Genomic DNA, 25,847 nt, shown 5'->3' with positions numbered 1-25,847 from the left:
CAAGTTCAGGTCGGGTCAATCACCCCGATTGCGATCATGCGAAGGCTCGTCATGCTCGGCACGAAGAAATACGCCCCGCCCTTCGTCTCCACGAACTGCGGCAGCTTGGTGCAGATGTAAGGCGCGCCATCATCGTCAGCCTCAGCGTCTTTGGGTATCACGAATTTGGTATCGCGGCTGGGCCGGTTGCCCAGCATCGGGCAGGTGTCATTACCAGCGTTTGAATCCATGCCATAATTGATCCACTGCTGCTGAACGAATTCAAACTGCCGCTCAAGGCTGGCGCAGCAGATCAGCATGACGATACCGCGCTCACGCGTGCCATCCTCGCTCACATCATCATAGGGAAGACCGCGCCGCAATATGCGTCTGCGATTGACGAGCGTCGTTCCGCTTCCCGGAATCGGGCCCAGCATATCGCGCGGGTGCACACGGCGGATGTGAGAACTCATCGGACACGCGCTGCCGTCTTCATCACCGGCATAGACGAATTGCGAAAGCTTGGGCCGCCGCGTGATCTGATCCTGATATTCTTCGTTGAATTCGAGCCATTCGGCATAGGTCGGGGCAAGCGACAAAGGCACTCCATCGCGCCAGCGCCCGGCGAATTTGGCAAGCAGCGTCTCGCGCGCTTCTTCCTTGTCATCAATGCCGTAAACGGCTGCAAATTCAGGGACGGTTTCCTCGATATATTCCTCGAAGCGCTCCACCTTCTCTTCAAGCTTGCGATAGGCCATAAAGGTGCCGTTCGTGCTGAAGAGGTTCGGGCGAGCGGCAGGCGGCAGTTCCTTGGCTTCATCAGGGTAGCCCAGCAGGAATTCGCCTGTTGCCAGCGGCTCCCAATTGGCAGGGTCAGCAAGGCTTTCTGCATCCTTGAACTCACCGTGAAACTTGCCATTGCCCACTTTGCGGATTTCTTCATCCTCGATGCGGAATTGTCCTTCGAAGACAGGGTCGCTGATCCCATCGACGAAGCCGAAATGCTCCATCGGAAGCGCGCTATATTGCCCGGTTGCCTCATCCTTGTGCAGCCGCGCGCTCATATCCTGATATTCTGCGTTGCCAGCGCCGTGTCCGGTGAGGATGCGAATGCCCCCTTCGATCTGGCAAAAGCTGCGGATGTCGCCGGTGAACTCTTCCATCTCAGGGACAGGCTCACCCGTCATCGGGTCCATGCGCGAATTGAGCAGCGCCATGATGTGGACATTGTTCTTGCCAACGGCCTCCGCCTCGTGCGCCCACACCTTGTCCCATTCATCAAGCGCACCCTTTGGCAAGGTGTCGCCCAAAATCGGCGCCCTTGCCCGCATCCCCTGCAAGAATTCGGGCGGCATCATCGAAAGTGTCTTGATCGGCACGCCGAGTGCAACCAGACCATTAAAGGTGAATGCAAAATTGAGCGTCACCGGAGGGCGCTCGGGCGCAGATGTTTCTGCCTTTGGCGCGTAAGGGTTGTCGCTCTTCCAGCGAACCGCGCTTGTCACCTTGTCATAGAATGTTTCAAGGAATTTGCGCCCCTTTTCGCCATCCTCAACATGAAGGAAAATTGCGCGCCCTTTGGGAAATCCCTGCTTGCCATAGGCGTTGAGGATATTGCCCTGAATATCAGCAAGCCTTAGCGCAATCCGCTCTTTATCGTTGAAACGGTTCATGAATAAACCCTCCCCGCAGGGTGGCGCGGTGTTGATTTTTGCGGTTTGTTTTCGTCGAGGTAAACGCCAAATGCCTTGTGCAGAACGTCCGCATCCTTGGCCTGATTATCGACCACGAAATGCCCGAATGTCGTTTGCAGGTGCAGCCCCTTCAAGACCGAGACAAGGTCCGCATCAGGGGGCGAGGGAAAAGGCCTGTCGCCATATTGCTTGAATCGAAAGCCAATGAAACCAATCGCTCCGATCAGGAATGCAATTATCCCTGCGATCACCCCAAGAACGATGGGCAGAAGATCGAAAGATGGCCCCAGCACCCACTCCAGAAGCGACGTCACACCCCATCCCGCAAGCCCACCGGCGAGCGCGCCTGTGATAAGCGATCCGGCCGCCAGTCCACCCTTCGTCAAAGTGGGAAGCGTCGGCATATCCATCCAATAGAAATTGAACGGCATGGTCGTCTCGATCTCGCACTGTTTGATATAGGCGATGAAGTCGGCTGCGGTCGTGATTTCATCAGGCTCAAACGCCACGCAGTTGGAGAAAATATCCACCAGATCATCCTGCATCACGTCCCAGAGTTCGCGCAAATAGACCGCCAGATCGTAACTGCGTGATCCGCTGGGCGCATCAAACTCTGCGGCGAACAAGAGATAGGGATGCGACAATTCGGAGCGGTTGTTGATCGGCTTTGCAAGGCCCAGCTTATCGAGCACCGGGTCCGCTGCCTGAAAGCCATTGTAGCCCAGCCGATCGATCACCGCGAAGCGAGCAAGATGCGTGCGGGTGGACTTTGAAAAATTGCTGATCTCGCCCGAATCGTGGCTGAACGGGGTCTGCATCGCGGTCGGCATCTGCGCGAGCTTTTCACGCAATTCGATGATCGGCGCCTTGGGGTATTTGCCATCATCATCCGGTCCCACGGGCCATGCTTTTCTCACCGGCACTAGGACGGTGAGGAAATAGTATCCGCCATCAATACTTGGCATTATTTATCCCCTCACCGCTGAAATTGAGCTCCTTGGCGCGCGCCTCTGCCATTTGATCGTTCAGATTGTTGAACTGTTGGCGGCGCTCTTCGGCCAGATCGGTTTCAGTCGATGCGACGGGTGAAAACCCTTGTGTTGTCAGATCGTTCTGGATCTCTTTTAGCTTTGCGCGATATGCCTTTGCGAAAGCGTCAGGCGTGGTGCCGGGCTCGTTATAAAGCGCCTCCAGCTCCAGCAGTGCGCGCCTTACCCTGAGCGCTGAGATAATATCGCGATACGCCGCGCCCGGTGTCGCGTTGTAATAAAAGTCGCAGGAAATCTGATTGAGGCGAATATACTTCTTGAACGGCGTGATCGGCACAGAGCCGGGATAACGCGCGTTCTTGTACCAGAACAGGTCAAGCCCGGTGGGAATGCCGTCGGAAAAGGCATCAATATACTGGTCCCACGTGCCGTTGAAATTGGACATGAACAGCATCGCATCGCGGTCAAGCCGCTCTTGCTCCTCACCCAGTGTCGGCCAGGCATCCTTGGGAATGATGACCCAGCGCGCAAAGTGAATGAATTTGAGGCCAATCAGCCCGCCCAGTACGCCTGGAAAACTGCGGGCAAAGCGAAACACCCATTTATTGGCCCAGCCAAGACGCCGCGCAAGGGGCGTGATGACCGTCATCCCATAGGCTTTGCCTGCGACATTGGACATCGTCTTCCCCCTCTTCTAACACCCTGCTTTGACTATCCATATTTAGAAACGTCTGGCAAGTGAACCAGATCACAATACGGCCAAATGAACACAGGGGCGCGGGATTTATGAATTTGGAGACTATCCCGGAAGAAAAACTGCGCTGCTTTAGCATCTTCGACGGGCTTACCGACGAGGAATTGCGGCGCGTTCAGAGTAAAGTGTCTGTTGTGCGATTCGAGCGCGGTGAAACCATCATTGCCCACGAGGCGCGCGACACCGATGTTTACCTGCTTCTCGATGGTCAGGTGCTCGCCAATCGCTATTCTTTGGCAGGGCGCGAGATCAGCTATCGCCGGTTGCCGCCCAACTCCTATTTCGGCGAGCTTGCGGTGTTCGATGGTGAGCCGCGCTCGGTCAATATTGTCGCTATGACCGAAGTTCTTATCGGGCGGCTTTCCGGCCCCGCCTTCAGCGATCTGATGGCCGCTATCCCTTCGATCAGCAAGGCTCTCTTGCGCGATATGGGAGCGCGCATCCGTGAGCTTTCCGACCGGATTTATGTGACCACTGCCAGCTCTGTAAAAATGCGGTTTTACAATGAGTTGATCCGCAATGCGATGGCGCTTGGCGGGGGGGACGGTGAAATCGTGCTTAAAGACCCTCCCACCCATGCCGAATGGGCGGCAACCGTTGGCGGGCAACGCGAAACCATCACCCGCGCGATCAGCGAGCTGACATCACTTGGCCTGTTGCGAAAGCAGGGTCGCAATCTGGTGATCACCAATTTGCACGGGCTGATGGATCAGGTCGAAGAGGTTTAAGCCAAAAAAAAGCTCCCCGGGTGAACGGGGAGCTAGGCTTCGGGTCGCTAGGGCCAGGAACTCATGGCCCGTGCGCAGAATAATGCCGAAACCTTTTGCCTAGCGATGTGCAAAATAACACCCCCGGCAAAATACATACAGATTTTATCGAGCCCGATGGATCGCACTTGAACGTTTGGGCACAACCCGATGCGGGCCTTTCAAGGATAAACCCATTGGCAAAAGCCGTCGCCATTTCTACAGCCTCAAACTAGCATGGCGCCCCTTCCCCATATCCCCATCTGCATCCTTGCAGGAGGCCAATCGCGCCGCTTTGGCGAGGACAAGGCGCTGGCTGAGCTCGCCGGGAAGCCTTTGCTTGAGCACGTGCTGGAACGGGTGCGCGGGCAGACTTCGGGGCCAATTGCCATCAATGCTCCCTCGCCCGGCAGTTTTGAGCGTTGGGGCTTGCCGATAATCCGCGACTTGCTGTCGGACAGCATTGGTCCTCTCGCGGGTATTCTCACAGCGATGGAATGGGCGAGCGCAAACGGGGCTGAGCAGGTGGTAACGCTTGCCGTTGACCTGCCCTTTGTACCGCTTGATTTCGTTGAAAAGTTAAACGCCCAAGGCGCCCCTACTATTGCGGTGAGTGAAGACCGATGGCACCCGGTCAACGGGCTCTGGAGGGTGGACCAGTACGGGGCACTTCGCGCCCAGATTGATAGCCGGTGGCACTCGGCTCATAGTTGGGCGAAGCGCTGCAAGGCTGCCCTCGTAACCTTCGACACCGAAGCCCCACACGTGGACCCGTTCTGGAACATCAATACGCGCGAAGACTTGGCCAAGGCCGAGGAAATTCTCAGCGGGCATCAGGCCGGAACAGCCTCCTGAAACACACCGCCTGCGAGCACCAGTTTCCGGTCGGCTGCATCAATCGTCTCTTGCCGGTGCGCGATGATGATGCGCGTGATCCCCATCATATTGATCGCCTCGTTCACCGCAGCCTCGTGCTTGCTATCCAAGTGAGCAGTGCCTTCATCCATGAACAGGATTTTGGGCTGGCGGTAGAGCGCGCGGGCCAGCAGCACCCGCTGTTTCTGGCCACCGGAAAGGGTCGAACCCATGTCGCCAATCAGCGTTTCATACTGCATCGGCATGGCAGCAATATCCTCATGGATTGACGCAGCCGCCGCTGCTCCCACCACACGCTGCATATCAACCTCGTCATCGAACAGCGCGATATTGTCGGCAATCGAGCCTGCAAAAAGGCTGTCTTCCTGAAGGACAGCAGCGACCTGGCGGTGAAAGCTTTTGTAGCCGAAGCGTGGCAAAGGGATACCATCGACCAGCACTTCGCCGCCTTCGGGCTCAACCAGGCCCAGCATGATTTTAAGCAGCGTCGATTTTCCTCCGCCAGATGGCCCGGTGATCGCCACGTGTTCGCCCTGCTCGATTTTGAGGTTCACTCCCTGCAAGACCATCGGGTCACTGGGGGAATAACGATAGAATATATCCTTAAGCTCGATCGAGCCTTTGAGTGCGGTGTGCGTTTCCTGGCCATCAGCAAAACTGCGGTCCTCGTCCGACAAGGCAATGTCAGAAAGACGCTCCAGATGAAGGCCCAGCATACGGAACTGGATCGCCTGATCGATCAGAGCGGCCGACTTTGAAATGAACTGGTTCTTATAGGCGATATAGGCAAAGACCATGCCGACGCTGAACCCTGCGCCTTCGATGACAAATCCGACCGCGAGCCAGATCGTCAGGATGTTTTCGATCCCGAAAATGAGCAGGTTGGCGCTGGATTGCCAGATGCCGATACGCGACAGGCGCACGGTCGCATTGACCGAGTCTGTAAGCTTCGTTTGCCACAAGGCATGGCGCAATGTTTCACGACCGAACAGGCGCAATGTGACCATGCCGCGAAGGCTTTCGATCAGGGTGGTCTGCTCTTTACCTCCGGTGATGATGGTCGCTTCTTCGGCCTCGCGCTGGAACGAGAAGCTGATCAGCCGCGCCGCGCCGTAAAGGAGGAATGCGACAATCGCGATCATCGCCAGAAGCGGGCTGTAAAAGAACATCACCGCAAGGGTGAAGACTGCCATCACCCCATCGACAAGAGCCGCCACCGCGCCTTGGGTGAGCAGGTTCTGGATCGGCGCAACCGATTGAAAGCGTGACAAGATGTCACCCGTGTGCCGCTTTTCAAACCACTCAATCGGCAAGCGGAACAAGCGCCGCGCGATATTGGTGGCAAGGCCATAACCAACGCTGGTTCCGGCATTGAGCAGCACAAAACTGCGCAAAAGGCTCGCGATCACATTGATAAGCGTAAAAAGACCAAAGCCGATAGCCAAAACCGTTAGCAAATCGCCATCGAGTGCAGGCAGCGCATTATCAATCGCGATCTGCATATAATAGGGCGAGGCGAGCACGAAGGCTTGCAGCACGAGGCTGAGCAGCAAAATCTGCACCAGCGCCCGCTTCAATCCCGTCATCGACTGCCAAAGCTGCGAAAGCTTCAGCCGGTCACGAAGGGACTTCTTGTCAAAATCGCTGCTGGGCCGCAGTTCAAGGGCAACGCCGGTAAAATGGTCCGACACCTCAGTGAGCGGCATCCAGGTTGAACGTCCATCGGGGTTATGGATGAGCGCCTTGCCCCCCTTCACCGCCTCGATCACGACATAGTGATTCAAGTCCCAGTGAAGCACCGCTGGCATATGCAGGTTTTGCAGCTCCTCCAGCGGCAATTTAACCGCGCGCGGGGTGAGACCGATCTGATCCGCCAGCCCGATGAGAGCCCGCAAAGGCGCGCCTCTCAAAGAAGGCGAATACTTGCGCCGCATGGTGCCAAGATCAACGTCAAAGCCGTGGTAATTGGCCACCATCGTAAGACTGGCAAGCCCGCACTCGGCAACTTCCGTCTGGCGAATGAGACGCACCTTGCTGCGCGTCAGAAATCCAAGATCAAGTTCCATAATTATCGCTTCTGCACAGCAAAGAGGGGTTCAAACAGCCACTCAATCAAGGACTGCTTTTCGGTGACGATCCGCGCGGTGAGTGTCATGCCCGGCACGAGTTGCTCCATGCGCCCGAAGGCACTGATTTCAGTGTCTTGCAGCTCGACTACCACCGGATAAACGGAGACGACCGCGCCATTGGGTGCCTGCTGGGTGAGAGCACTTGAGGCAACGGTTCGCACCGTTCCAGTGACTGTGCCAAAGCGCTGATAGGGGAAAGCGTCGATCGCAAGCCGCACTTCCTGACCCACTTTGACAAAGCCGATGGCCTGGCTCGGCACGCTCAGTTCCGCGCGCAAGGTCGATCCTTCGGGGACGATGGCCATGATCTGACTTTGCGGCCCCACCCTTTGCCCGGCCCGCATGGTGAGCGCGGTCACATTGCCGGTGATGGGCGCGCTGAGCGCATAAGAACGCGCGCCCTCATTGCCCGCCGCCTGCTGCGCCACCTGCGCGCGGCTTGCCGCGATACCTGCCGCCTGGCTTTGTGCCTGAGCTGCGATGTTGGCGGCGGTGGTTGAAATCTCGGCGAGAGTGGCCCTGCGCGAGGTGAGCGATTGCTCCAATTGCGCTAGCTGTTGCTGACGCGAGAAAAGCGTGTCTTCGCGTCGTTGGAGATCAACTTGGCTGATAAACCCGCGCTCTGCCACGCTGCGCGCCTGATCGAGGTTTTGTTGAGCGGAAGCCACGAGATTTTGCTGAAGCGCGATTTGCGAACGCAATTGTTCAATCTCAGTGCGAAGCCCGGCGGCCTGCACTGCGATCTGGCTGCGCTGCGCATCGGCGGAACGCTGTGCGGCGGTAAGCTGGGCTGCGAGACTTGCATCCTGCTGAGCGATGGCTTGCTGGGTTAAAGCGGCAGCGGAAAGGCCGGAAGCTGCATCCTCTTCAGCGCGAATGGCAACCAGCGTGGTGCCCGCTTCAACCCGCTCGCCATCATCGACCATCACTTCGGTGATAGTGCCAGCGCGGGTGGGAATGATCGAGGCAACCCCGCGGTCCGGCACGACGGTTCCAGTAACAGTCTCCACGCGCGAATAGCTCGCAAGGCTGAGAAAAATCAGCGCAATGATAATCGTGCCGAAAATGAGATAGCCAATGACCTGCCACGGCATTGGCACCGCAATCGAGACTTCGCCAGAGAGGCGATCCTTCTTCTGATTGAGGACTTCTGTGCGGAATAGTGACGCCATGTGTTTTTGTTTTGCACCTTCCCTGAAATGCGCGCCCCTGCTGCGTGGAGGGCTTGTGTGGGAAGTGTCCTAGCCGCGTTTGGCGAGAATGCGGAATAGTGCAAGTGGGTTAGCTGGCTCATTGACACGAGGGAGAACGCAGCCACTCTGATTGCGGCTCATCCCAACGAGCGTATCGACACAACAAGCATCTCGATTGCGCGGTATCCAACCACAGCAAGACCATGAAACACTTGATATGTGTTCTGCTGCAAAATCAGGACACTTCCAACGAAATAAAGAGCGAACTGCTTCCATCCGGTATGGACATCTATCCCATAGATAAAATGGCTTGTTGAGCGCGGCGCGATGAGCATTGCCGCCGAAAATAGCAGGAATGCGACAACAACGATGGTATCGTATTTGCTGTTTGCAACACTCATGAAAACAGTAAAGAGAACAATCAGTGCGATGTTGTTAAAGGGAATGTAAAAACCAATCTTTTCCATGATACATCCTTAGTCGAAGGTGCGCCACCAAAGTGCGGCGCACCTTCGAATAGCAGTTTAGTCGTCAGTAAAGAGGCTGCGAACTGCCGAGCCCAACTTGTGACCTGCATCATAAGCTGCATCTACGACGCTCTGGCCAGCTTCGATGATCGCTTCGCCAATGCCTGCACCATCGACAGCTTCGATTTCGTCAAATTTCAGTTCTTGGATCATTTTGTTTCTCCTTTGTATAAATAATCTTAGTCTTCAGTCTTGTTCTCGTTGCCAGCTGCGCCATCAATGACACCTGCAACAAAAGGAGCTGCGACGAAGACAACGAAAAGCGCCACTGGGAGCCCGCCGCCGTTGACTTCTTCGACTTCGTCGAAGCTGAGTTCTTTGATGTTGTTTTGAGCAAACGCGTCATGTTGCATATTTGACATTCTACTTCTCCATTGTGTTTGCCGGCGCAGGGGGGAAACCGGCGTAAAACTTCCCTGCTTCCCGAAGCGCGGGGGGCGCTTGCGGAAATTCTGCGGAAGAACCTTCACCGTTTGGGATTGGTCATTCCGATGATCTTGTTGGTTGGGATGGCCGAGGCTTCAGCCCCGGCACATCACCCATTGCGATTAGTCTTCGCTGGTTTCAGCCATCTCTTTGGCTGCTCCAGCTGCAGCCAACAGTGGACCGATTGGGCCAACGACCACGAGGATCGCGGGATTCATTCCGCCGCTGACGGCGTCGACTTCTTGCGTGTTGAGATTCTTCATTTCTCGTCTCCAAATTGTCTCAGAAAAGCTCGCTTCAGGGGCTTTTTGCCCTTCCTTGACCAAAAGGTTGGTATCGCGGGCGGCGACTTGGCCTGGTGGCCACCACCACCCGCGAACCGGAACGTTTGCCCTTAGTAAGGCAGCGGGATTGGATATGGCGTCGGCAGAGGGGTTGGGCCCGGAATTGGGAATGGCAGCGGGCTTGGCCCCGGGATTGGCATTGGGATCGGCAGCGGCAGAGGCAGCGGGCCGGGAATGGGGTAAGGCAAGGGCATTGGCATGATGCTCAACGCACCGCTTACGGTATCGATTTCCTGTGTATTCAAAGTTTTCATTGCTCTTCTCCAATGGTTTGCGCAGCGCGGACAGGACGAGGACACAGCTTCTGTTTTCTCCAGCGCGATTGTCTGCCTGGAGGTGTCTTGTGTAAGCACGGACCAAACGTCTGACCGGGCTGCGGTTGATTTTGTGGTCGGCCAGAACCCGGCGAAGCGGGGTAACCAAATCGAAGCTCACCCGCCGAGCCGCACCAGTCGCAGCTCGGCGAAATGGTCGGTTATCGTCAGTCGGCCATGCCCACGGTTACGGGCTCATCGGCTGGCTTGGGGGTTGGCCGTGGGATAAAAAATACCACCAGTGGCAGAGCGCCCACGGGAAAGCCGCCAGCAACACTCTCGATTTCATTTTTGCTCAAAGTTTTCATGTCTCTTCTCCAACGTCTGAGTGCTTTGAAAAAGACGAGCTTGCCCGCCCCCAGAACCACGCAAGGGGGCGCTGCTCTGGAACTTGAACCGGTCACAACCGCACTCGTGGCTGTGGTGGCCCTTCGAATTTGCTTGAGGCCGGAAAGAAGCGCCTTAAGCGCGAGCTGTATTTGCTTCCTTCCGACCTCATAGAGCTCACGCAAAAGGACCAGCAGGCCCCGGACTGGAGTGGAAAGATCGAATGTTTAGACCCGTTGCGGGGTGTGAAACGATCTGGCCAACAAGCCCATTTTACGCGAACGCCTGGCTGGCGAACCGGAGGCAAAAGAGTCTTCCGCTTGATCAAATGCGAACAATTCAATGTGCATTGTCGTATGCGGGTTTTTCGTTTTGCTCAGCCTCGCTAGCTGACGATTTGATAATCGCCGTAAACCATTTTTTCATCAATAGTTACAATGCCTTAGGTGATTTGTTTTAGACACTTTTTGCTAGACTGACCCGGCTAGCAATTGGGTGCTAGACCAGCTGGGCTAAGGTGGCTGGGCTAAGTTGGCAGGGCTAGAATGAGCCGCCTAGAATTGGCGAGCTAGATAGTCCGCGCTAGTGCGCCTGTGCTGGCTGGCAAAGCTGTGCTGGCAAGAGAGGTCTTGCTGGCTTTCGAAGCTTTAATGGAGAAGAAACCGGCTGGCCCGTGAATGTGAGACTGGCGGTGGATAAGGCCTTCTCTATAGTGTGTATGGACTATGGCCGAGCCCCCCTCGACAAGGCATTATGAGGGCAGTCTAGGAGTATTTGACTGTGAGAGTTCAACGCCAAAACGCGACCAATAAGCCAAGGATGCTGGTGGCAGACGATCACCCCATCTTTCGCGAAGGCGTCGCCTCGATCCTTGCTGAAATCGATCCAGAGATCGAAGTGGAGCACGCCAGCACCTTTGAAGAGTTGTTGGAGGTCGCGAGCGCTGGTGGTGATCCGCAGCTTTTCCTGCTCGACCTTCGCTTTCCAGGTATGGATATTGATAAAGCAGTGCCGATGCTGCGAACCAAATATCCGCTCACCTCGATTGTGATTATCTCGATGGCCGATGACCGGCGCTCGACTGACCACATCATGTCGACAGGGGTTGATGGCTTTATCAGCAAGGCTGCGAGCCAGGATCAGATCCGCGATGGAATCAGGGCGGTGATGAATGGCGAATTTGTGAATGTCAGTGCGGCAGGAGGGCTTGAAGGCACGACCTCTGTGTCGCAGTTCTCCGGCCTTACCCCGCGCCAGCTGGATGTGCTGCGCGGCATTGCTCAAGGGCATTCGAACAAGCAGATTGCGATTGATCTTGGCATCTCACCTTTCACCGTGCGCATCCACGTCTCAGCGCTTCTGCGCGAACTCAAGGTGGAAACCCGCACGGCTGCGGCGGCGCTGGCGAGCAAATACGGGGTGTAGAACCTGCAACCACAAGACGATGAAAGGGCCGCCGATTGAGCGGCCTTTTTTGTTGGCGCGGTGAGAGTGATGAGCCAATCATCACCTAGTGACAGGTTCGCCCGGATTTATGTCCCGTACACAAAAAAGGGCCGCTGGAAAGCGGCCCTTGGTTTTTGTCAGCTTGAAGCGCGTGATCGCGCCCGACTGTCACCCTCAGATTTTGTCAGGGTTGATCGTGATCAGCGGGGGGCGATCGGCACAAATGCCAGTCAGCCAGCAAAGAATGCTTTCTGGCGCCGGAGCCGGCGTTGGGCCCTGTGCGGTCAAGCCGCCTGTGACAGCATCAATTTCAGGGTCCAGAAGCGTTTTAATATCTTGATTTTGCAATTTGTTTCTCCAGTCCAATTTGCGATCCCGCCCTTTATCGGGGAGACAAGTATCAAGATACACACACCTCTCAACGGCACACTAGTCTTGATGCACTAGTTGGCTTTTTTTACCCGGCGCAGCGACATCATCGCAGAACGCAACTGAGCAGCGCGCAGAGGCTTTGTGAGTATCAGTCCCGAAAAATCAGGCAGATTTTCGCGGATCTGATCGGGATGGTGGCCAGAAATGATGATCATATCGATTCCAAGCTTATCAATGTTCGATACGATATTGGGTTGCTCCCCAAGAGTTACGCCTTCGCCGAAGTCAAAGTCGCTCAAAACAATATCGCAAGGTGCAATCCCTTCTGGTGGACGGGACAAGGGGGTAACATCGCACCCCCACTTCTCCAGCAAAGCGGCAGTCGAGTGGAGCGTGTCCTCCTCGTCGTCGGCAACCACGACCCTCAAACCTGAAAGCGGCAATTTGCGCTCATTCTCGCTCGTTTGAGGCGCTTCGGCTGATGAGATTATCCTCAGTCCCTCAATCGAAGCGATCGTCCCCTTGCCAAGTTCTGATCGAAGCCTGAAGCGCAAATCCAGCAGGCGAGCCAGTCGGTTCACAATCGCCAAACCCAGCCCCTTGTTGTCAGATCCAAGGCTTGACCCGGTGGCCGAGCGGTAAAACTCTTTTTGCACCTTTTCGAGCTCATCAGGCGCGATCCCCCGGCCATTGTCCGCCACATAAAAGGAAAGCGTGTTCTCTTTTCTGCGACAACCCACGACGATTTTTCCGCCGGACGTATAACGGATGGAGTTTGAGACGAGGTTTTGCAGCATTGTCCCTAGCAAAGCGCGATCTGTTCTGACGACCAGATCAGACGGGATGAGCCGCAAGTCCACTCCCGCCTGCTCTGCTGCAAGCGCGTTTTGGCTGTCGACCTCAGCCAATAGCTCGTTGACCGAAACCGCGCTCAGGTCTTTCTTGAGTGTCCCGCTTTCAATCGCAGCAATATCAAGAAGCGCGCGAAACATGCGGCGCGCGTTGTCGACTGACCACGAAATCTTGGACACGATCTCTTGCTGTTCAATCGTGAGGTTTGATTGCGAAAGCCGGTCAGCCAATAGACCAATCGCATGGATAGGTTGACGCAGATCGTGGCTTGCTTGCGCGAGGAATTGCGACTTCGTTTCCGCAGCGCTGCGATAGACATGGATGGCCTCGCGCCCCTGCTGCCAAACCCGTACAATACCCACCAGTGCAATCAATACGATTGCCTGAGATGTCTCTTGGAAAATCAGTAACCGCTCAAGAAAGAAGGGGCTGACAATGATCAGAACCAGCGCAGTGCCCGCAATGTAAAGACCGTATGGCCGGACCAGCGCGATCCAGAGAATTGTCACCATGATCGCCAAGAGGAACATCGCCCCCCAACCCAGCGAAACCGGCGGCCCGTCAATCAGCGTTTGTGCCGCGACCACCGATAGGGCTGCCCGGCTTGTATAAGGGTCAAAGGGAGTGACGACCGTATCTCGACCAAGCTGATCGGTGAAGGCTATGATTACCGACTTATCCGAAAGCTTGGCCGCGATCCGATCATCTCGCATAACGTCGATTGCGCTGAATTCCGGAATCGTGCGCGTGTTATAACTCAGATCGACCGTAAACAGGTTTTGGGAGGGCGGTGAAGCACCTTGCGCCAGAACAGAGGCAGACGACGGCACAACACCCTCGCTCGTCTCAACCACGTATTGAGCGGAGATTGGCGCATAATTGTTTGTTCTGCGAAAGGCGGCAATGTTTGGCTGAACAAGGTCCGCAATGCCCGGCTCAAGCAACTGCGCAAACGATGGCTCATCCGATCTGCCGCTGCTTCGGCTCTCTTTACCCGAAAACCTGATCTCTTCAGGCGCGATCTCGACCTGCCAGCTAGGTTTGAAATCCAATTGTTTCAGCGCATCGATTAGCCTTTGATCGTCATCATCAGCACCCGCCTCAAAATATTGCTGCGCTATAACAATCTGCTTGGGGTCATGTTCGGACAGCCGGGTGAGCAGGTCAGCAAGGTCCGATTTTGACCACGCTCGATCAGGCAACTCTCGCTCTGTCTTGGCATCGATGGCAATGATAACAGCATCACCCTTATAGGGCTTTAGATTGAGCTGTGCCGTGACTGAGCGCTGCAACCAGTCATAGGGTTCAAACGGAACCGCAAGCGAAATGAACACGATCAACACGCCAAGCAGAATGCCCTCGCGCCGCGATGGTCGCCTGAAATATCGTTTGAGATCCCAAAGTCTGCTCATAGGTCGCTAATCCCCTGAAATTGCATGAGCCAATCCCTACGCCTGAATTGGCTACTCGTCTGCCGACGATCGGCAGAGCGTAAAGTTCACCATAGGTCCATAGTTCACCTGCACTAACGCGGCTTGTGCGCTCTTCCCCTGGCGCCTCCTCGCTTGCTCTTGCTTGACGGGATCGGCGAGAAGGGCAATGCTTGAATGTGAGAGAGGAAAAGGAGGGGAGAGACTATGCGGCAGGGATGGAGCGGCTTTGCTCTGGCGAGCATTCTCGCAATCAGCGTTGCAGGCTGTTCGGGCAATGATGAGGCGGCTAGTCCAGAGGCGTCCGGCGATGGCGAAGGCACTATTGAACTCGCGGAATTTCCCGACCGCCCATATTGGGGCGACACCCACCTTCATACCGACAATTCGGTCGACGCCTTTGGCTTTGGCACGCGTCTGGGGCCTGAGGCAGCGTTGAGATTTGCGCGCGGAGAAACCGTTACAGCCACGACCGGGGGAGAAACACAGCTAGCCCGCCCGCTCGACTTTCTTGTGATCGCCGACCACTCCGACGCGCTTGGCGCGACGCGGCGGCTATATGATGCGCCGCGCTGGTATGTGAAATGGGTGATTGGCGATGATACCGTGCTTCGCTGGTACGATATGATGCACGAAAGCCCCGAGCAATCGACCAGGGCAATCGGCGAACTCATCGCAGCGGCCGCAGAAGACCGCATCCCCGAGGGCTTGGCCGCAGGCGGTGATGAAGCGATCGAGGCGACCAAGGACATCTGGAACACTCAGCTATCCATGCTCGACCGCTACAACGAACCGGGCGTTTTCACCGCTCTTGCCGGGTATGAGTGGACCGCCATGCCCGATGGCAACAATTTGCACCGCGTGGTGATGTTTCGCGACGGCTCTGAAAAGACGCGCCAGACCGTGCCCTTCCCCGGCCTTCAGACCACTGCCCCGCAATTGTGGGAGTATATGAGGAATTACGAGAAAGAGACAGGCGGACGGGTTCTGGCCATCCCGCACAACTCCAACCTTTCCAATGGCTTGATGTTCCAAATGACCATGGAGGATGGCTCCCCCATGACGGCGGAATACGCCGCATTGCGTGCATGGGCAGAGCCGGTGATTGAGGCCACACAAATCAAAGGGGACAGCGAAACCCATCCTTACCTCTCTCCCAATGATGAAATGGCAGGGTTCGGGGTTCAGGGATGGGATTTCGGCAACCTTTCCCTCAGCCAGATGACCGACCCTTCAATGTATGCAGGTTCTTATGCGCGCTCTGCTTTGTTGCGCGGGCTGACGCTGGAACAAAAGCTTGGGGTTAACCCATACGCATTTGGCATGATCGGGTCGACCGATAGCCACACTTCGCTTGCCACGGGTGATGAAGACAATTTCTGGGGTAAGCACACCGGAAACGAGCAATCCTATACCCAGCGCTCAATGGATGCGCAGAACCTTGGCACGCGCGAGGGACGCTTTGGCTGGCACTATCTCGCGGGGGGCTATGCTGCGGCCTGGGCGCGCGGCAATACGCGCGCTGAAATCTTCGACGCCTTTGCCCGGCGCGAAGTTTACGCGACCACTGGCCCGCGCATGAGCGTGCGCGTCTTCGGCGGCTTCGGCTTTACGGCTGATGATTGGGATGGCGATTGGGTGCGCAAGGGGTACAGTGAAGGCGTGCCCATGGGCGGCGAGCTAACCGACGAAGGCCGCGCGCCAAGCTTCCTGATCAGTGCGATGAAAGACCCAGATGGCGCAAACCTTGACCGGGTACAGGTCATCAAAGGGTGGCTCGACGCATCGGGCGAAATGCAAGAGCGCGTCTATGACGTTGTGTGGAGCGATGCCGACAAGCGTGGCAAAGTGGCCGGGAAACTCGCGCCAGTGGGCGACACGGTGGACCGCGAAACTGCGACCTATACAAATACGATTGGCGCGGCTGAATTGCGCACGACATGGACCGATCCCGATTACCAAGTGGGACAGCGTCCGTTCTACTATGTGCGAGTTCTGGAAATCCCGACGCCGCGCTGGACGCTTTACGATGCGGTGCGGTTCGGGGTGACGTTGTCGGAAGAAGCGATGGCCGATGCCGTGGCGCAGGAGCGTGCCTATACCTCGCCGATCTGGCTCAAGTCCGCGAGTTAAGGGGCGGCTCATGAAACTACCGGGTTGGACGCGCGAGCCGCTCGTTCATTTCACTGTGCTGGGCGCGGTTATGTATGTCGCGCTGACATGGGGCGGCAATCCGCCTGACCCTTCGAGCCGCGTGATCACCGTCGGCTCTGAGGAAAAGGAACGGATTGCGGAAAGTTGGACCTTGTCGATGGGCCGCGCGCCGACCGATGCAGAATTGGACAGCGCAATTGACGCCTTCGTTCGAGAGGAGGTTTTGTACCGCGAGGCGCTCCGGCTGGGCTTTGATGAAAGCGATATGGTGGTGCGCCGCCGGCTTGTGTCAAAGATGGATTTATCAGCCAGTCTGGCAGCAGAGGTGACAGAGCCATCGCAAGAGGTTTTGCGCGGGTATTTTGAGGCCAATAAAGAGCTTTATGCCGATGCTGCGGTTGCAAACGCTCAGGTGAGTTTTGAACAAGCTTTTTTCGATAATGAAAACAATGCGTTAAATGCTCTTTCAGCGGGTTCCTTCGCGGGAAACCGAACCTCCCTCCCAAGGAGGGTTTCATCAACTAAACTGCGCGATGTGGAGGCTCGCTTTGGTGCCGATTTCGTGCGCGGGCTGGCTCAATTGGAGCCGGGCGAGACATGGCAAGGCCCGCTGCGCTCTGGCTTTGGTTGGCACCTTGTTAAGCTCACTGCGCGCGAAGTGCCAGAGCCCGATTTTGAGGAGCTTCGCACGAACATTGCCAATGATTGGCGAGCCGCCGAGATCGAGGCGCGAAAGGCCCGCGCTTACGAAACTTTGGCAAGCGCCTATCGCATCGACATCGATAGGTGAGCCGAGTGCTGCGCTGGCTTGTTGCCCTCATTGCTGCCCTCGCCGCCGTGCCGCTTGCCGCGCACGAATTGCGCCCGTCAGTGGTGGAGATGCGCGAGGTTGAAACAGGCGAGTTCACCCTTGATTGGAAAGTCACGCTAGCCGTCGGCAGCGCAGGATTGCTGACCGAGCGTTTGGAGCCTGTCATCCCCGACAATTGCGCGATGCAGGGCGAAGCAGTGCAACGTATCCAGTCGGCTGCGCTCATGGGCCGAGCGACCCTCCAATGCGAGGGCGATCCTGCCGGTGGTGCCTTTGGCCTTAGCGAACTTCTGGGCAAGTCGGATGCGATTGCGCGCTTCATCCCGCTCGACGCACCCACGCAAAGCTTCCGCCTCACGGCTGAGGCACCAACGGCGACAATCCTTGCAGAGCCCTCCGCTTTGAGCGTGCTCTATGACTACTTCGTCATCGGCGCTGAGCACATCCTGTTTGGCTGGGACCACCTCTTATTCGTGATCGCGCTGGTACTTCTAGTGCGTGGACCATGGCCCGTGGTGAAAGCCGCGACCGCCTTTACGATCGCACATTCGATCACTTTGATCGCGACGGTCCTTGGATATTCAGGGCTCCCCGGTCGGCCCGTCGAGGCGCTGATAGCGCTTTCAATCGTCTTCCTCGCGGTTGAGGTTATGACGGCGCTGCGTGATCCTGAGCGAAGAACATTGACGCGGCGCTATCCGTGGGCGGTGGCTTTTGCGTTCGGGCTGGTGCACGGCTTTGGTTTTGCAGGCGCATTGGCGGACATCGGCCTTCCACAAAGCCAGCTTGCAGCCGCCCTCTTCGCCTTCAACATCGGTGTCGAGGCAGGTCAGCTCATCGTCGTGGCGCTGACGATCCTCGCATTAAAAGCGCTCACCCGCGCGAGCGAACGCGGGCAACGCCAGGCGCTTACCACCGCGACTTACGCGATTGGCACCATAGGCAGCTTCTGGCTGATCGAACGGCTGATTGGTTAGCCGAACATCTCCGCCTGGAAAGGATCGAACGACATCTGCGGGCTCACCGGCATCACGCTGACGCTGTCGCTGGCAACGGCCACATCACCCGCGCCAGCCGAACCAGACGCGCCGCCGCCGAACCATGTGCCATAGGTTTCTTCGCCAAAGCCGTTAGCGGTGAGGTAGTCGATCACCCCTTGCTCGTCCTGATAGTTGGCGTAGCGAATGTTGCCGTCAAACTCCATGATGGCGCGCAAGTATGCGGTGCCATCGGTTAGCGCGAAGTACACCTCCTGCAAACCGTCACCATCGTAATCGTCAGCGCCCAAAACGCGGTTGATGTTTTCAATCGCAAGATCATTCTGGAAGCGCTGCTGACTGTCAAAGGGACTGCCTTGCTCAACGATACCAAGTTGCACCAGCGGATCGATGTAAATGCCCGCAACGCGGGTTTCGCCTGCCCATGAGAAGTCTTCGAAATAGACAAGCCCGTCAGGCGCGGTGCCTACGGTTGCAAAGCGGCCAATCGCATCATTGACGAGAATCTGGTCGATGTCGCCATCACCGTTTACATCGGCCTCGCCAATGCGCAGCCACGCGCCATCACCGCCCAGCGCATTGCCGTCAAAGTCGCGAATAGCGCTCATCGCGTCCTGATAAGTGGCAGGGTCTGCGGAGTTAAAGTTGACGCTTTGACCAATCCCTGGCCGCAGGCGGAAGAGCTGGTCGTCGAACCGAATAAACTCGATATTGCTGAGTTGAGCGAGGCCGCCGGGCCCTTCAAGGCCAAAGGTGCGGTCGACAAACTGAACAATCGTGTATTGCGACAAAGTGCCTGTAAAGACTGCGATATCGACGTTGGAGCCACCGTCAATCGTATCGAAGCCGCCGTTTCCAAAGATCACGTTCGCGCCGTCAGAGCCGGTGATTGTATCGTCTGCAAGCGTGCCGATGACGTTTTCGATATTTGTAAGCGTGTCTGTACCAGCACCGCCCAGATTTTGCGCAGTGGTGATGCTCAGATCGACTGTGACGCCGAACGGTCCATCGCTGAAATCGACGGTATCAACGCCGCTGCCGCCATCGATTACATCATTGCCGGAGTTGCCGCGAAGCACGTCGTTCCCGTCACCACCGCGCAGCGTATTGTTGCCTCCAAGGCCGATCAGCAGGTCATCACCGGCCCCGCCGTCAAGCAAATCGTCGCCAAAGCCAGCGTGCAGCACGTCATTGCCGCCGCGCCCGTAAAGCTCATTGTTGCCGCTCGTGCCGAAAATCTCGTTGGCTGTGTTTCCGCCAATCCCGATGCGGGCGTTGCCTTGAAGTTCGAGCCGTTCAATGTTGTCGCCGATCTCGACATCGACGCTGGCAATGACAGTTTCAAAGCCTTCGCCTGCGTTCTCAATCAGAGTTTGCCCGGCATGATTGATGAAATAGCGGTCATCGCCAACACCGCCGTGGAGCTGGTCAAGTCCGCTGCTTGAGCGAAGAATATCATTTCCTGCCCCGCCAAAGATTATGTCATCCGACAGCGAGCCGGTGATGTCGTCATTGCCGCCAAGTCCGAAGATAGGCGCGGACCCTTCGATCGTCACCGCCGGTTCGCTAGGGCCGCCGGACAGGTTGATGGTATCATCAAGGCCGGTGCCGATAATCTCGAACCCGGCAAAGCCACCGTCAGAGATGGTCCCGGCGATAGTCACGATCTGTTCGGATTGGTCGGTGGTGCCGACGCGAAGAGCAGTCCATTGCAGCTGGCTGTTTGCAGCCGTTGCGATAATCATCGCGCCTTGCGCAGCTGAAAACCCGTCGATCCGATCCCGGTTGAGGCCCGCTTCGAGATAGATGGTCGCACCGCTTTCCCGCACGAAAATGTCATCGTCGCCAGCACCGCCGCGAATAATGTCGCCTATGCCGAAACTGACGATGGAGTCATTGCCATCGCCGCCAAATAGCTCGCCCGAACCAGAGACAAAGTCATTGCCAGCGCCGCCCTCTAGCAGGCCGTTACCGAACAATTGGTCGTTGCCCGCGTCGCCAAACAGCTGATCAAATTCGGTACCGTTGCCGATATTTTCGCCGCGAATAATGTCGTCACCCGAACCGCCGCGCAATATGTCAGAGCCAGAGCCGCCGACAATCGTGTCATCGCTGGCACCGCCCGTTACCACATCGTTGCCAGAGCTTGCATCGACATCGACCGCGCTTGTGAAGGTTTCACCAAGGATGAGCGTGTCACCAAGAGTGCTGAAAACGAAATCAAATTCTTCGAAATTGGCGATTGTCGTGCCGCTGCTTGCCAGGTCTTCGAAAACGAAGTTCAGCGCAGTGTCGAAACTGCCGAACTGCAGAACATCGGTGCCCTCGCCGCCATCCAGGACCTCGCCTAGCTCGAAACCAATGACAGAAACGCGGTCATCGCCTGCGCCTGCGTCAACATTGTCGATCCCGCCGCCGGGTGTGATAACATCATCGCCATCACCACCAAGGATCGTGTCATCGCCCTCCCCTGTGGTCAGAGTGTCATTGCCCTGCCCTCCTTCGAGGCGATTGTTGCCAGAAAGGTCGGTAAGGCTGTCATTGCCACCAAGGCCGATGAGCGTGTCATCCCCCTCTTCACCGTCGAACGTGTCGTCGCCGGAAGTGCCGCTCAACAGGTCATTGCCGGCCCCTGCGCGCATATCCTGACCAAAGGTGTAAGCCTCGCCCCAGATCACCCGGTCATCGAACGCGCTGGTTTCGCCAGCGTAGAGGATGTTCTCGATATCGCTGATCGCTTGCCCGCCCAGCAGGAAAACGCCAGTCGCGAGATAATCGGTAAAGTCGATATCAATCGCTTCGCTCAAGACGCCGCTAAAGGTGGAGAAGAAAAGCTCATCAATACCATCGCCGCCAATGTAGGTATCGTTCGAACCTGAGAAGTTGATCTGGTCATCGCCCGCGCCGGCATCAATAATGTCAGCCGACCCGTCGCCAAGTCCTGCATCGATGAAGTCATTGCCATCGCCGCCCGAAATATCGTCAGCGCCAGTGCCGCCGCGGATTGTGTCGTCGCCATCACCGCCGATCAGCGTGTCATTGCCTTGATCACCGTTGATGGTGTCATCACCAATTCCGCCATCCAGCGTGTCATCGCCCGCGCGACCGTTCAGCCTATCGCTGCCGCCAAGACCAGCAGCAGTGTCATTGACGTTGGTCCCATTGAACAGATCGTCATTTTCGGTGCCGGTAAAATCATCACCGGGCGCGATGGGAGCATTGGGGTCGAATTCGAGGTTGAAAACATTGAAATCGCCCACTTGTGTGTTCTGGAAAATCACCAGTGACGATGCGCCATTCAATGTGTCGAATGACCATTCGAGATGCACATCATTGCCCACTTGCGTGAGCGAGGTTTCCAAGATTGCAAACGGATTGAAATCGGGCGTGGAAACGTTGTCTGTTTGGAGCCGTATCCAGCTTTCCCATTCCAGACGATCACCACCATCGCCAGTCTGAAAATCGGTGATAACGATAGGCCGCGTGGGATTGTATGTGCTTTGGCCAAGGCTGTTCATGTCGACCACATCAGAGCCCGCGCCAAGAGTAATCTCGTTGAACAGCGGTTGGTCGTTGAACACAATCCGGTCCTCGCCAGCACCAAGATCAACGTCGATCCCATTGCTCGACGAGCGGAAGAAATTGACGGTATCGTTGCCCTCACCGCCGAAAATCTGGTCCGGATCAAGCGAGAAAGAGCTGCCGAAATAACCGCTTATGTTGATGGTATCATTGCCGCCATCACCGTAAATCATATTGGTGCCAAACGCCTCGGTGATCACGTCATCGCCGTCACCTCCGCGAATAACGTCATCGCCAAATCCACCCTTCAGCGCATCATTGCCTGCGCCGCCATCAATGGTGTCATTGCCATCGGCACCATCAAGCGTATCATCGCCGCCGTTGCCGTTGATGGTGTCTGCACCTGCGGTCCCGGTGTAGGTGTCTGCGTTCTCGGTCCCTTCAAACGTATCGCCCTGCCCGCCGGCGGCCGGATCGATAATCCCGCCGAAGTTGAACGAGGTGAAATTCTCAACGAGCGTGTTCTGGAACACGGCCAGAGTGGTGATCGTACCGTCTGTAAACTGCGAGACGCGTTGCAACACGACGTTATTACCGTCTTGGAACAGGACCAACTCGCCCGTGCCAAACGGATCGCCATTATTGTCGACACTCGACTGCGTGATATTCAGGTCGATGATGTCCCCGCCATCGCCTGTTTCAAAGTCCAGGATAGTCGCTGTGGCCGTGCTTGTCTGACGGATGGTGTCCGACCCTGCGCCAAGCGTGATCGCGGTGGCAAAGGTAGGATTGCGCGAAATGCCGATGAAGTCATCGCCTTCGCCCATGTCGATGGTGAAAAAGCCGCCAACGCTGGCATCGATAAAGAGGGAATCGTTACCCGCTCCACCATCGACACTCACATTGTTATCGCCGCCAGCAAAACGCTGGATAGTGAATTGATCATCACCGCCTCTGCCGACAAAGGTGTCGTTACCACCGCCGCCATCAGTAAAGGTGTCATTGAATTCAGAGCCGATAAATTCATCACTGCCTCTGGTGCCGATGAAATTGGTGGCCTCCTGCGCGCCGCCGAGGTCGGTGTTCACATCGGGCAAATCAACGAACTGAAGCCCCTCAAGAATAACGACGTCGAAACTCTCGCCAGAGGATGAATTGCTGAAGCGCAGCGCCATATCAGCGCCAATATCGACCCATTCAATCGTATCGCCGCCGGTGGATTTGTACGCGCTTACCAGGTTTGCAATCTGCAGAAAGTCGCCGCCATCACCCAGCTCGAAATCGGTAATACGAACGGGCCCTGCGCTCAACCGATTGACCAGCGAACCGCTGAAATCAAAGAAGCGCACCCGGTCTGCGCCTGCACCAAGGGTGACTTCGAAGCCGTCTGAGGCAAGATTTGCAATATCGAGCGTGTCCGCCCCATCACCAAGGTCAATATCGACGCTGCGCGTGTCAAAGAAACCGTCGATCTGCCCTGCCACTTCGACACTGTCGTTACCAGTACCAGCATTGACGACCACATTGCCGCCATCGAAATCGTGGAGCAGCCTGATTTCATCATCGCCAGCACCGCCTTCGACAAGGTCATCGCCCGCGTTCACCGCGATGCGGTCATTTCCGTCGTCGCCGAATATCTGATCATTGCCAAAAAAGCCGTCAGAGATCGTGTCGTTACCCGCGCCTCCGCGGAAAATATTGTTTCCATCGTCGCTGAACAGGCTGTCATCGCCATCGCCGCCATCAAGGACGTCATTGCCAAAACCACCGCTTAACCTGTCGTTGCCGCCATCGCCGAACAATTGATCGTCGCCAAAGTCACCGAACAGGAAATCCCCATCAGCGCCGCCATTGATGACATCGTTGCCATCGCCGCCGTTGATTTCATCGACACCGTCCCCGCCATTGATCGTATCATCCCCGCTGGTGCCGGTGATGATGTCATCGCCATCGGTTCCGTTAATCGTATTTCTGGATTGCGCGCCCACCACGGACGCGGTGAAGCGCGGTTCTTGAGTATTTGGCACCCTCTACCCCTGTGACCCTAAACATCTGCGAAATGGCAGAATCTTATGCATTTGCCATATGAAAGTTTACAGTATCAAAGGCAAGAGTTTGGCCGCAACCGGCCAACTGATTTGCAAGAAAAACACCGCACGACCCCAGAGAAAACATTAACCCGTCGCTACGTAGTTTTGCGATCCGCCGTCCCGCCCGATTTTTTACACACCTCGTGCAGATAAGTCTGCATGATCGGGCCAATGCGCTACACCGAAGGCCAAGCGAAGGCTTTGCGACTTGGTACGTTGGCAACGATTGCCTGTATCGGGCTTGCACTCCTTTGCGCCTTTGCATTTGGCTATCCGACAATCGGTTTTGCAAGCCTTGGTTTTGTCATGGGGGCTGTGTGTCTTCATCTTGTCGCCTCACGCGAGGAAAAAGCCGCGAACACGCCGTCAGTGGACGGCTTTGACCCACAAACGCGCGATACCGAGAGATCAACCCAGGCCACCAATGAGCCGAGCACACAAAGCCGCGCGGCTGATGATCAGTCACAGATGGACGAGATCATTCGCCTTAAGGAATCAGCTTGTAGGGACCCGCTCACAGGCCTTCTGAACAGGGCGTCTTTTCGCCAGGAGGTTGAACGATGCCTTCTCGCAAGCCCGGAAGGCACGTCGCGCTGGCTCATGTTCGTTGACCTTAATGGATTTAAGGAAATCAACGATCTCAACGGGCACGATTGCGGCGACAAGGTGCTGAAGGTTTGCGCGCGCCGCCTGCAACTATCCGCCCATATGATCTCTCAAGGTTCTGCCAACGAGGCCAATCAGAGCGCTTATCTGTCACGCTTTGGTGGGGACGAGTTTGTGGTGTTCATCGACGCTGATATCGAACAGGCGCTTATCGAGCGTGGGGTGAGGCGCTTTTTGAAAGTCCTTGCAAGGGACATCACTCACGGAAATCGCTTGGTCGCACTCACTGCGAGCATCGGGATAGCACGCGCCCCTGACCACGGGACTACGTTTGATGCACTTATCAAAGCTGCGGATTCCGCCATGTACGCAGCCAAGCAGAGTTCCTCGCTCGACTACGTTTTCTATGACGAGCAGCTTGATCTTGAGACGCAGAAAATCGCAAAGCTTGAAACCGAATTGCATACCGCAATCACGCAAGAACAGCTTGAATTCGTCTTTCAGCCCATCTTTGATCTGCGCACATCGGAAATGGTGTCTGCCGAAGCGCTGGTGCGATGGAAACATCCGGACGGAATGGTCTTGCGCCCCGCTCAGTTCTTCAATGTACTGGAGCGCACACATCTGATGGGCTCGTTTAATGAATGGGGTTTGGCAAAGATCATCGCTTACGCAAGCGAGCTTCATCGGCGCGGACTACCCTTGATGATCGCGGCCAATGTTGCCCCGCAACAATTGGCCAGTCTTGAATATATCTCTCTCATCAAAAGCCATCTCCAGCGCAGCAATTGCCCTCCTGAGCTTTTGCAGATCGAAGTGACTGAAGACGCAGCCATGCGCGAACCGGCTTTGACGGTGCAAAATCTCAACAAACTGCACGACATTGGCGTCACTCTGGCAATTGACGATTTTGGTGTGGGCTACTCCAATCTTGCGCGGCTCACCGAACTGCCGTTGTCGCGTTTGAAAATTGATCGGTCGCTTCTTGTTGCGATGGACAAAAAGCCTTCTGCCTATGTGTTGATGCAAAGCATCATCAATTTGTCCAACAGCCTTGGATTTCATTCGGTTGTCGAAGGCGTTGAGACAGATGAGCAACTGGCAATGGTCAGCGCCATGGGAGCGGATCTGGGGCAAGGATTCTTACTCAGCAAGCCTATCACCTTCGAGCAACTCGTCGGCCTTATCGAGGCAAAAGCGCTGATGAGCCCGAACGCCAAGCGAGCATCCGGGCAGCGCACGCAACCGGTGGCCGTTCCCTAATGATC

At 56.3% G+C, this 25,847-nt stretch carries 19 protein-coding genes; 7 read left to right on the top strand and 12 right to left on the bottom strand.

From position 1 onward, the window contains the following. Positions 1 to 5: 5 nt before the first annotated feature. From INR77_RS06775 to INR77_RS06765, 3 genes are read right to left on the bottom strand one after another with little or no spacing between them, the layout of a single operon-like run. Complete coding sequence (locus INR77_RS06775) at positions 6 to 1,652, bottom strand: hypothetical protein (RefSeq protein ID WP_223073133.1); 1,647 nt, start codon at positions 1,650 to 1,652, stop codon at positions 6 to 8. Then, positions 1,649 to 2,638 (bottom strand): hypothetical protein, encoded by a 990-nt coding sequence (locus INR77_RS06770; RefSeq protein ID WP_223073132.1) that lies wholly within the window; start codon positions 2,636 to 2,638, stop codon positions 1,649 to 1,651. Before INR77_RS06770 ends, INR77_RS06775 begins: the two co-directional genes overlap by 4 nt. Further along, positions 2,625 to 3,341, bottom strand: coding sequence for a hypothetical protein (locus INR77_RS06765; RefSeq protein WP_223073131.1), 717 nt, complete (start codon positions 3,339 to 3,341; stop codon positions 2,625 to 2,627). The genes INR77_RS06770 and INR77_RS06765 overlap by 14 nt, the downstream gene beginning before the upstream one ends. 107 nt (positions 3,342 to 3,448) lie before the next feature. Here INR77_RS06765 and INR77_RS06760 point away from each other — a divergent pair, with 107 nt between their 5' ends. Continuing rightward, the gene (locus tag INR77_RS06760; RefSeq protein WP_223073130.1) at positions 3,449 to 4,144 is read left to right on the top strand and encodes a Crp/Fnr family transcriptional regulator; all 696 of its coding nucleotides are present in this window, start codon (positions 3,449 to 3,451) and stop codon (positions 4,142 to 4,144) included. Between the two features lie 255 nt (positions 4,145 to 4,399). Continuing rightward, entirely contained in the window at positions 4,400 to 5,017 is a 618-nt protein-coding gene (locus tag INR77_RS06755; protein ID WP_223073129.1) for a molybdenum cofactor guanylyltransferase, read from the top strand. On the opposite strand, the gene INR77_RS06750 is transcribed toward INR77_RS06755, so the two are convergent. From INR77_RS06750 to INR77_RS06720, 7 genes are all read right to left on the bottom strand, one after another. Further along, positions 4,996 to 7,104, bottom strand: a complete 2,109-nt coding sequence (locus tag INR77_RS06750) for a peptidase domain-containing ABC transporter (protein ID WP_223073128.1) — start codon at positions 7,102 to 7,104, stop codon at positions 4,996 to 4,998. The two genes, INR77_RS06755 and INR77_RS06750, sit on opposite strands and share 22 nt — an antisense overlap. 2 nt (positions 7,105 to 7,106) lie before the next feature. Further along, positions 7,107 to 8,339 carry an HlyD family efflux transporter periplasmic adaptor subunit gene (locus INR77_RS06745; protein ID WP_255573972.1) on the bottom strand — a complete coding sequence of 411 codons (1,233 nt, stop codon included), beginning with the start codon at positions 8,337 to 8,339 and terminating at the stop codon, positions 7,107 to 7,109. 158 nt (positions 8,340 to 8,497) lie between these two features. Next, positions 8,498 to 8,827, bottom strand: a complete 330-nt coding sequence (locus INR77_RS06740; protein ID WP_223073127.1) for a hypothetical protein — start codon at positions 8,825 to 8,827, stop codon at positions 8,498 to 8,500. A 57-nt stretch (positions 8,828 to 8,884) separates the two neighbouring features. Beyond that, positions 8,885 to 9,040 (bottom strand): hypothetical protein, encoded by a 156-nt coding sequence (locus INR77_RS06735; protein ID WP_223073126.1) that lies wholly within the window; start codon positions 9,038 to 9,040, stop codon positions 8,885 to 8,887. A gap of 26 nt (positions 9,041 to 9,066) precedes the next feature. Continuing rightward, a complete protein-coding gene (locus tag INR77_RS06730) occupies positions 9,067 to 9,249 on the bottom strand; it encodes a class IIb bacteriocin, lactobin A/cerein 7B family (protein ID WP_223073125.1) in 183 nt (60 codons plus the stop codon). Between the two features lie 186 nt (positions 9,250 to 9,435). Beyond that, positions 9,436 to 10,092, bottom strand: a complete 657-nt coding sequence (locus INR77_RS06725; RefSeq protein ID WP_223073124.1) for a hypothetical protein — start codon at positions 10,090 to 10,092, stop codon at positions 9,436 to 9,438. Positions 10,093 to 10,138: 46 nt separating this feature from the next. Further along, positions 10,139 to 10,279: a hypothetical protein gene (locus INR77_RS06720; RefSeq protein ID WP_223073123.1), complete on the bottom strand. Its 141-nt coding sequence runs from the start codon at positions 10,277 to 10,279 to the stop codon at positions 10,139 to 10,141. 799 nt (positions 10,280 to 11,078) lie between these two features. Here INR77_RS06720 and INR77_RS06715 point away from each other — a divergent pair. Then, positions 11,079 to 11,723: a response regulator transcription factor gene (locus tag INR77_RS06715; RefSeq protein WP_223073122.1), complete on the top strand. Its 645-nt coding sequence runs from the start codon at positions 11,079 to 11,081 to the stop codon at positions 11,721 to 11,723. A gap of 464 nt (positions 11,724 to 12,187) precedes the next feature. Here the strand turns inward: INR77_RS06715 and INR77_RS06710 are convergent, their stop codons facing one another. Next, complete coding sequence (locus tag INR77_RS06710) at positions 12,188 to 14,380, bottom strand: ATP-binding protein (RefSeq protein ID WP_223073121.1); 2,193 nt, start codon at positions 14,378 to 14,380, stop codon at positions 12,188 to 12,190. 225 nt (positions 14,381 to 14,605) lie between these two features. Here INR77_RS06710 and INR77_RS06705 point away from each other — a divergent pair, with 225 nt between their 5' ends. The 3 genes from INR77_RS06705 to INR77_RS06695 are packed head-to-tail and all read left to right on the top strand — an operon-like array spanning position 14,606 to position 18,340. Next, complete coding sequence (locus tag INR77_RS06705) at positions 14,606 to 16,531, top strand: DUF3604 domain-containing protein (RefSeq protein WP_223073120.1); 1,926 nt, start codon at positions 14,606 to 14,608, stop codon at positions 16,529 to 16,531. Positions 16,532 to 16,541: 10 nt separating this feature from the next. Further along, positions 16,542 to 17,342, top strand: a complete 801-nt coding sequence (locus tag INR77_RS06700) for a peptidyl-prolyl cis-trans isomerase (protein WP_223073119.1) — start codon at positions 16,542 to 16,544, stop codon at positions 17,340 to 17,342. 5 nt (positions 17,343 to 17,347) lie between these two features. After that, on the top strand, positions 17,348 to 18,340 hold the full coding sequence (locus INR77_RS06695; protein WP_223073118.1) for a HupE/UreJ family protein: 993 nt from the start codon (positions 17,348 to 17,350) through the stop codon (positions 18,338 to 18,340). Here the strand turns inward: INR77_RS06695 and INR77_RS06690 are convergent. Continuing rightward, positions 18,337 to 23,910: a calcium-binding protein gene (locus INR77_RS06690; RefSeq protein ID WP_223073117.1), complete on the bottom strand. Its 5,574-nt coding sequence runs from the start codon at positions 23,908 to 23,910 to the stop codon at positions 18,337 to 18,339. The two genes, INR77_RS06695 and INR77_RS06690, sit on opposite strands and share 4 nt — an antisense overlap. A 222-nt stretch (positions 23,911 to 24,132) precedes the next feature. Here INR77_RS06690 and INR77_RS06685 point away from each other — a divergent pair, with 222 nt between their 5' ends. Further along, positions 24,133 to 25,842, top strand: a complete 1,710-nt coding sequence (locus tag INR77_RS06685; RefSeq protein ID WP_223073116.1) for a bifunctional diguanylate cyclase/phosphodiesterase — start codon at positions 24,133 to 24,135, stop codon at positions 25,840 to 25,842. Positions 25,843 to 25,847: the final 5 nt, after the last annotated feature.

Origin of the sequence: Erythrobacter sp. SCSIO 43205 (assembly GCF_019904235.1) — a bacterium.
In the GTDB taxonomy this organism is placed as follows: domain Bacteria; phylum Pseudomonadota; class Alphaproteobacteria; order Sphingomonadales; family Sphingomonadaceae; genus Erythrobacter.
Note: the sequence above shows the minus strand (reverse complement) of the source record. Positions and strands in the feature narration are given on the sequence as shown.

Bases quoted from the DNA above. Each gene is read 5' to 3' on its own strand.
- INR77_RS06775 (WP_223073133.1), bottom strand. From the start codon at position 1,652: ATGAACCGTTTCAACGATAAAGAGCGGATTGCGCTAAGGCTTGCTGAT.
- INR77_RS06770 (WP_223073132.1), bottom strand. From the start codon at position 2,638: ATGCCAAGTATTGATGGCGGATACTATTTCCTCACCGTCCTAGTGCCG.
- INR77_RS06765 (WP_223073131.1), bottom strand. From the start codon at position 3,341: ATGTCCAATGTCGCAGGCAAAGCCTATGGGATGACGGTCATCACGCCC.
- INR77_RS06760 (WP_223073130.1), top strand. From the start codon at position 3,449: ATGAATTTGGAGACTATCCCGGAAGAAAAACTGCGCTGCTTTAGCATC.
- INR77_RS06755 (WP_223073129.1), top strand. From the start codon at position 4,400: ATGGCGCCCCTTCCCCATATCCCCATCTGCATCCTTGCAGGAGGCCAA.
- INR77_RS06750 (WP_223073128.1), bottom strand. From the start codon at position 7,104: ATGGAACTTGATCTTGGATTTCTGACGCGCAGCAAGGTGCGTCTCATT.
- INR77_RS06745 (WP_255573972.1), bottom strand. From the start codon at position 8,339: ATGGCGTCACTATTCCGCACAGAAGTCCTCAATCAGAAGAAGGATCGC.
- INR77_RS06740 (WP_223073127.1), bottom strand. From the start codon at position 8,827: ATGGAAAAGATTGGTTTTTACATTCCCTTTAACAACATCGCACTGATT.
- INR77_RS06735 (WP_223073126.1), bottom strand. From the start codon at position 9,040: ATGATCCAAGAACTGAAATTTGACGAAATCGAAGCTGTCGATGGTGCA.
- INR77_RS06730 (WP_223073125.1), bottom strand. From the start codon at position 9,249: ATGTCAAATATGCAACATGACGCGTTTGCTCAAAACAACATCAAAGAA.
- INR77_RS06720 (WP_223073123.1), bottom strand. From the start codon at position 10,279: ATGAAAACTTTGAGCAAAAATGAAATCGAGAGTGTTGCTGGCGGCTTT.
- INR77_RS06710 (WP_223073121.1), bottom strand. From the start codon at position 14,380: ATGAGCAGACTTTGGGATCTCAAACGATATTTCAGGCGACCATCGCGG.
- INR77_RS06705 (WP_223073120.1), top strand. From the start codon at position 14,606: ATGCGGCAGGGATGGAGCGGCTTTGCTCTGGCGAGCATTCTCGCAATC.
- INR77_RS06700 (WP_223073119.1), top strand. From the start codon at position 16,542: ATGAAACTACCGGGTTGGACGCGCGAGCCGCTCGTTCATTTCACTGTG.
- INR77_RS06685 (WP_223073116.1), top strand. From the start codon at position 24,133: ATGATCGGGCCAATGCGCTACACCGAAGGCCAAGCGAAGGCTTTGCGA.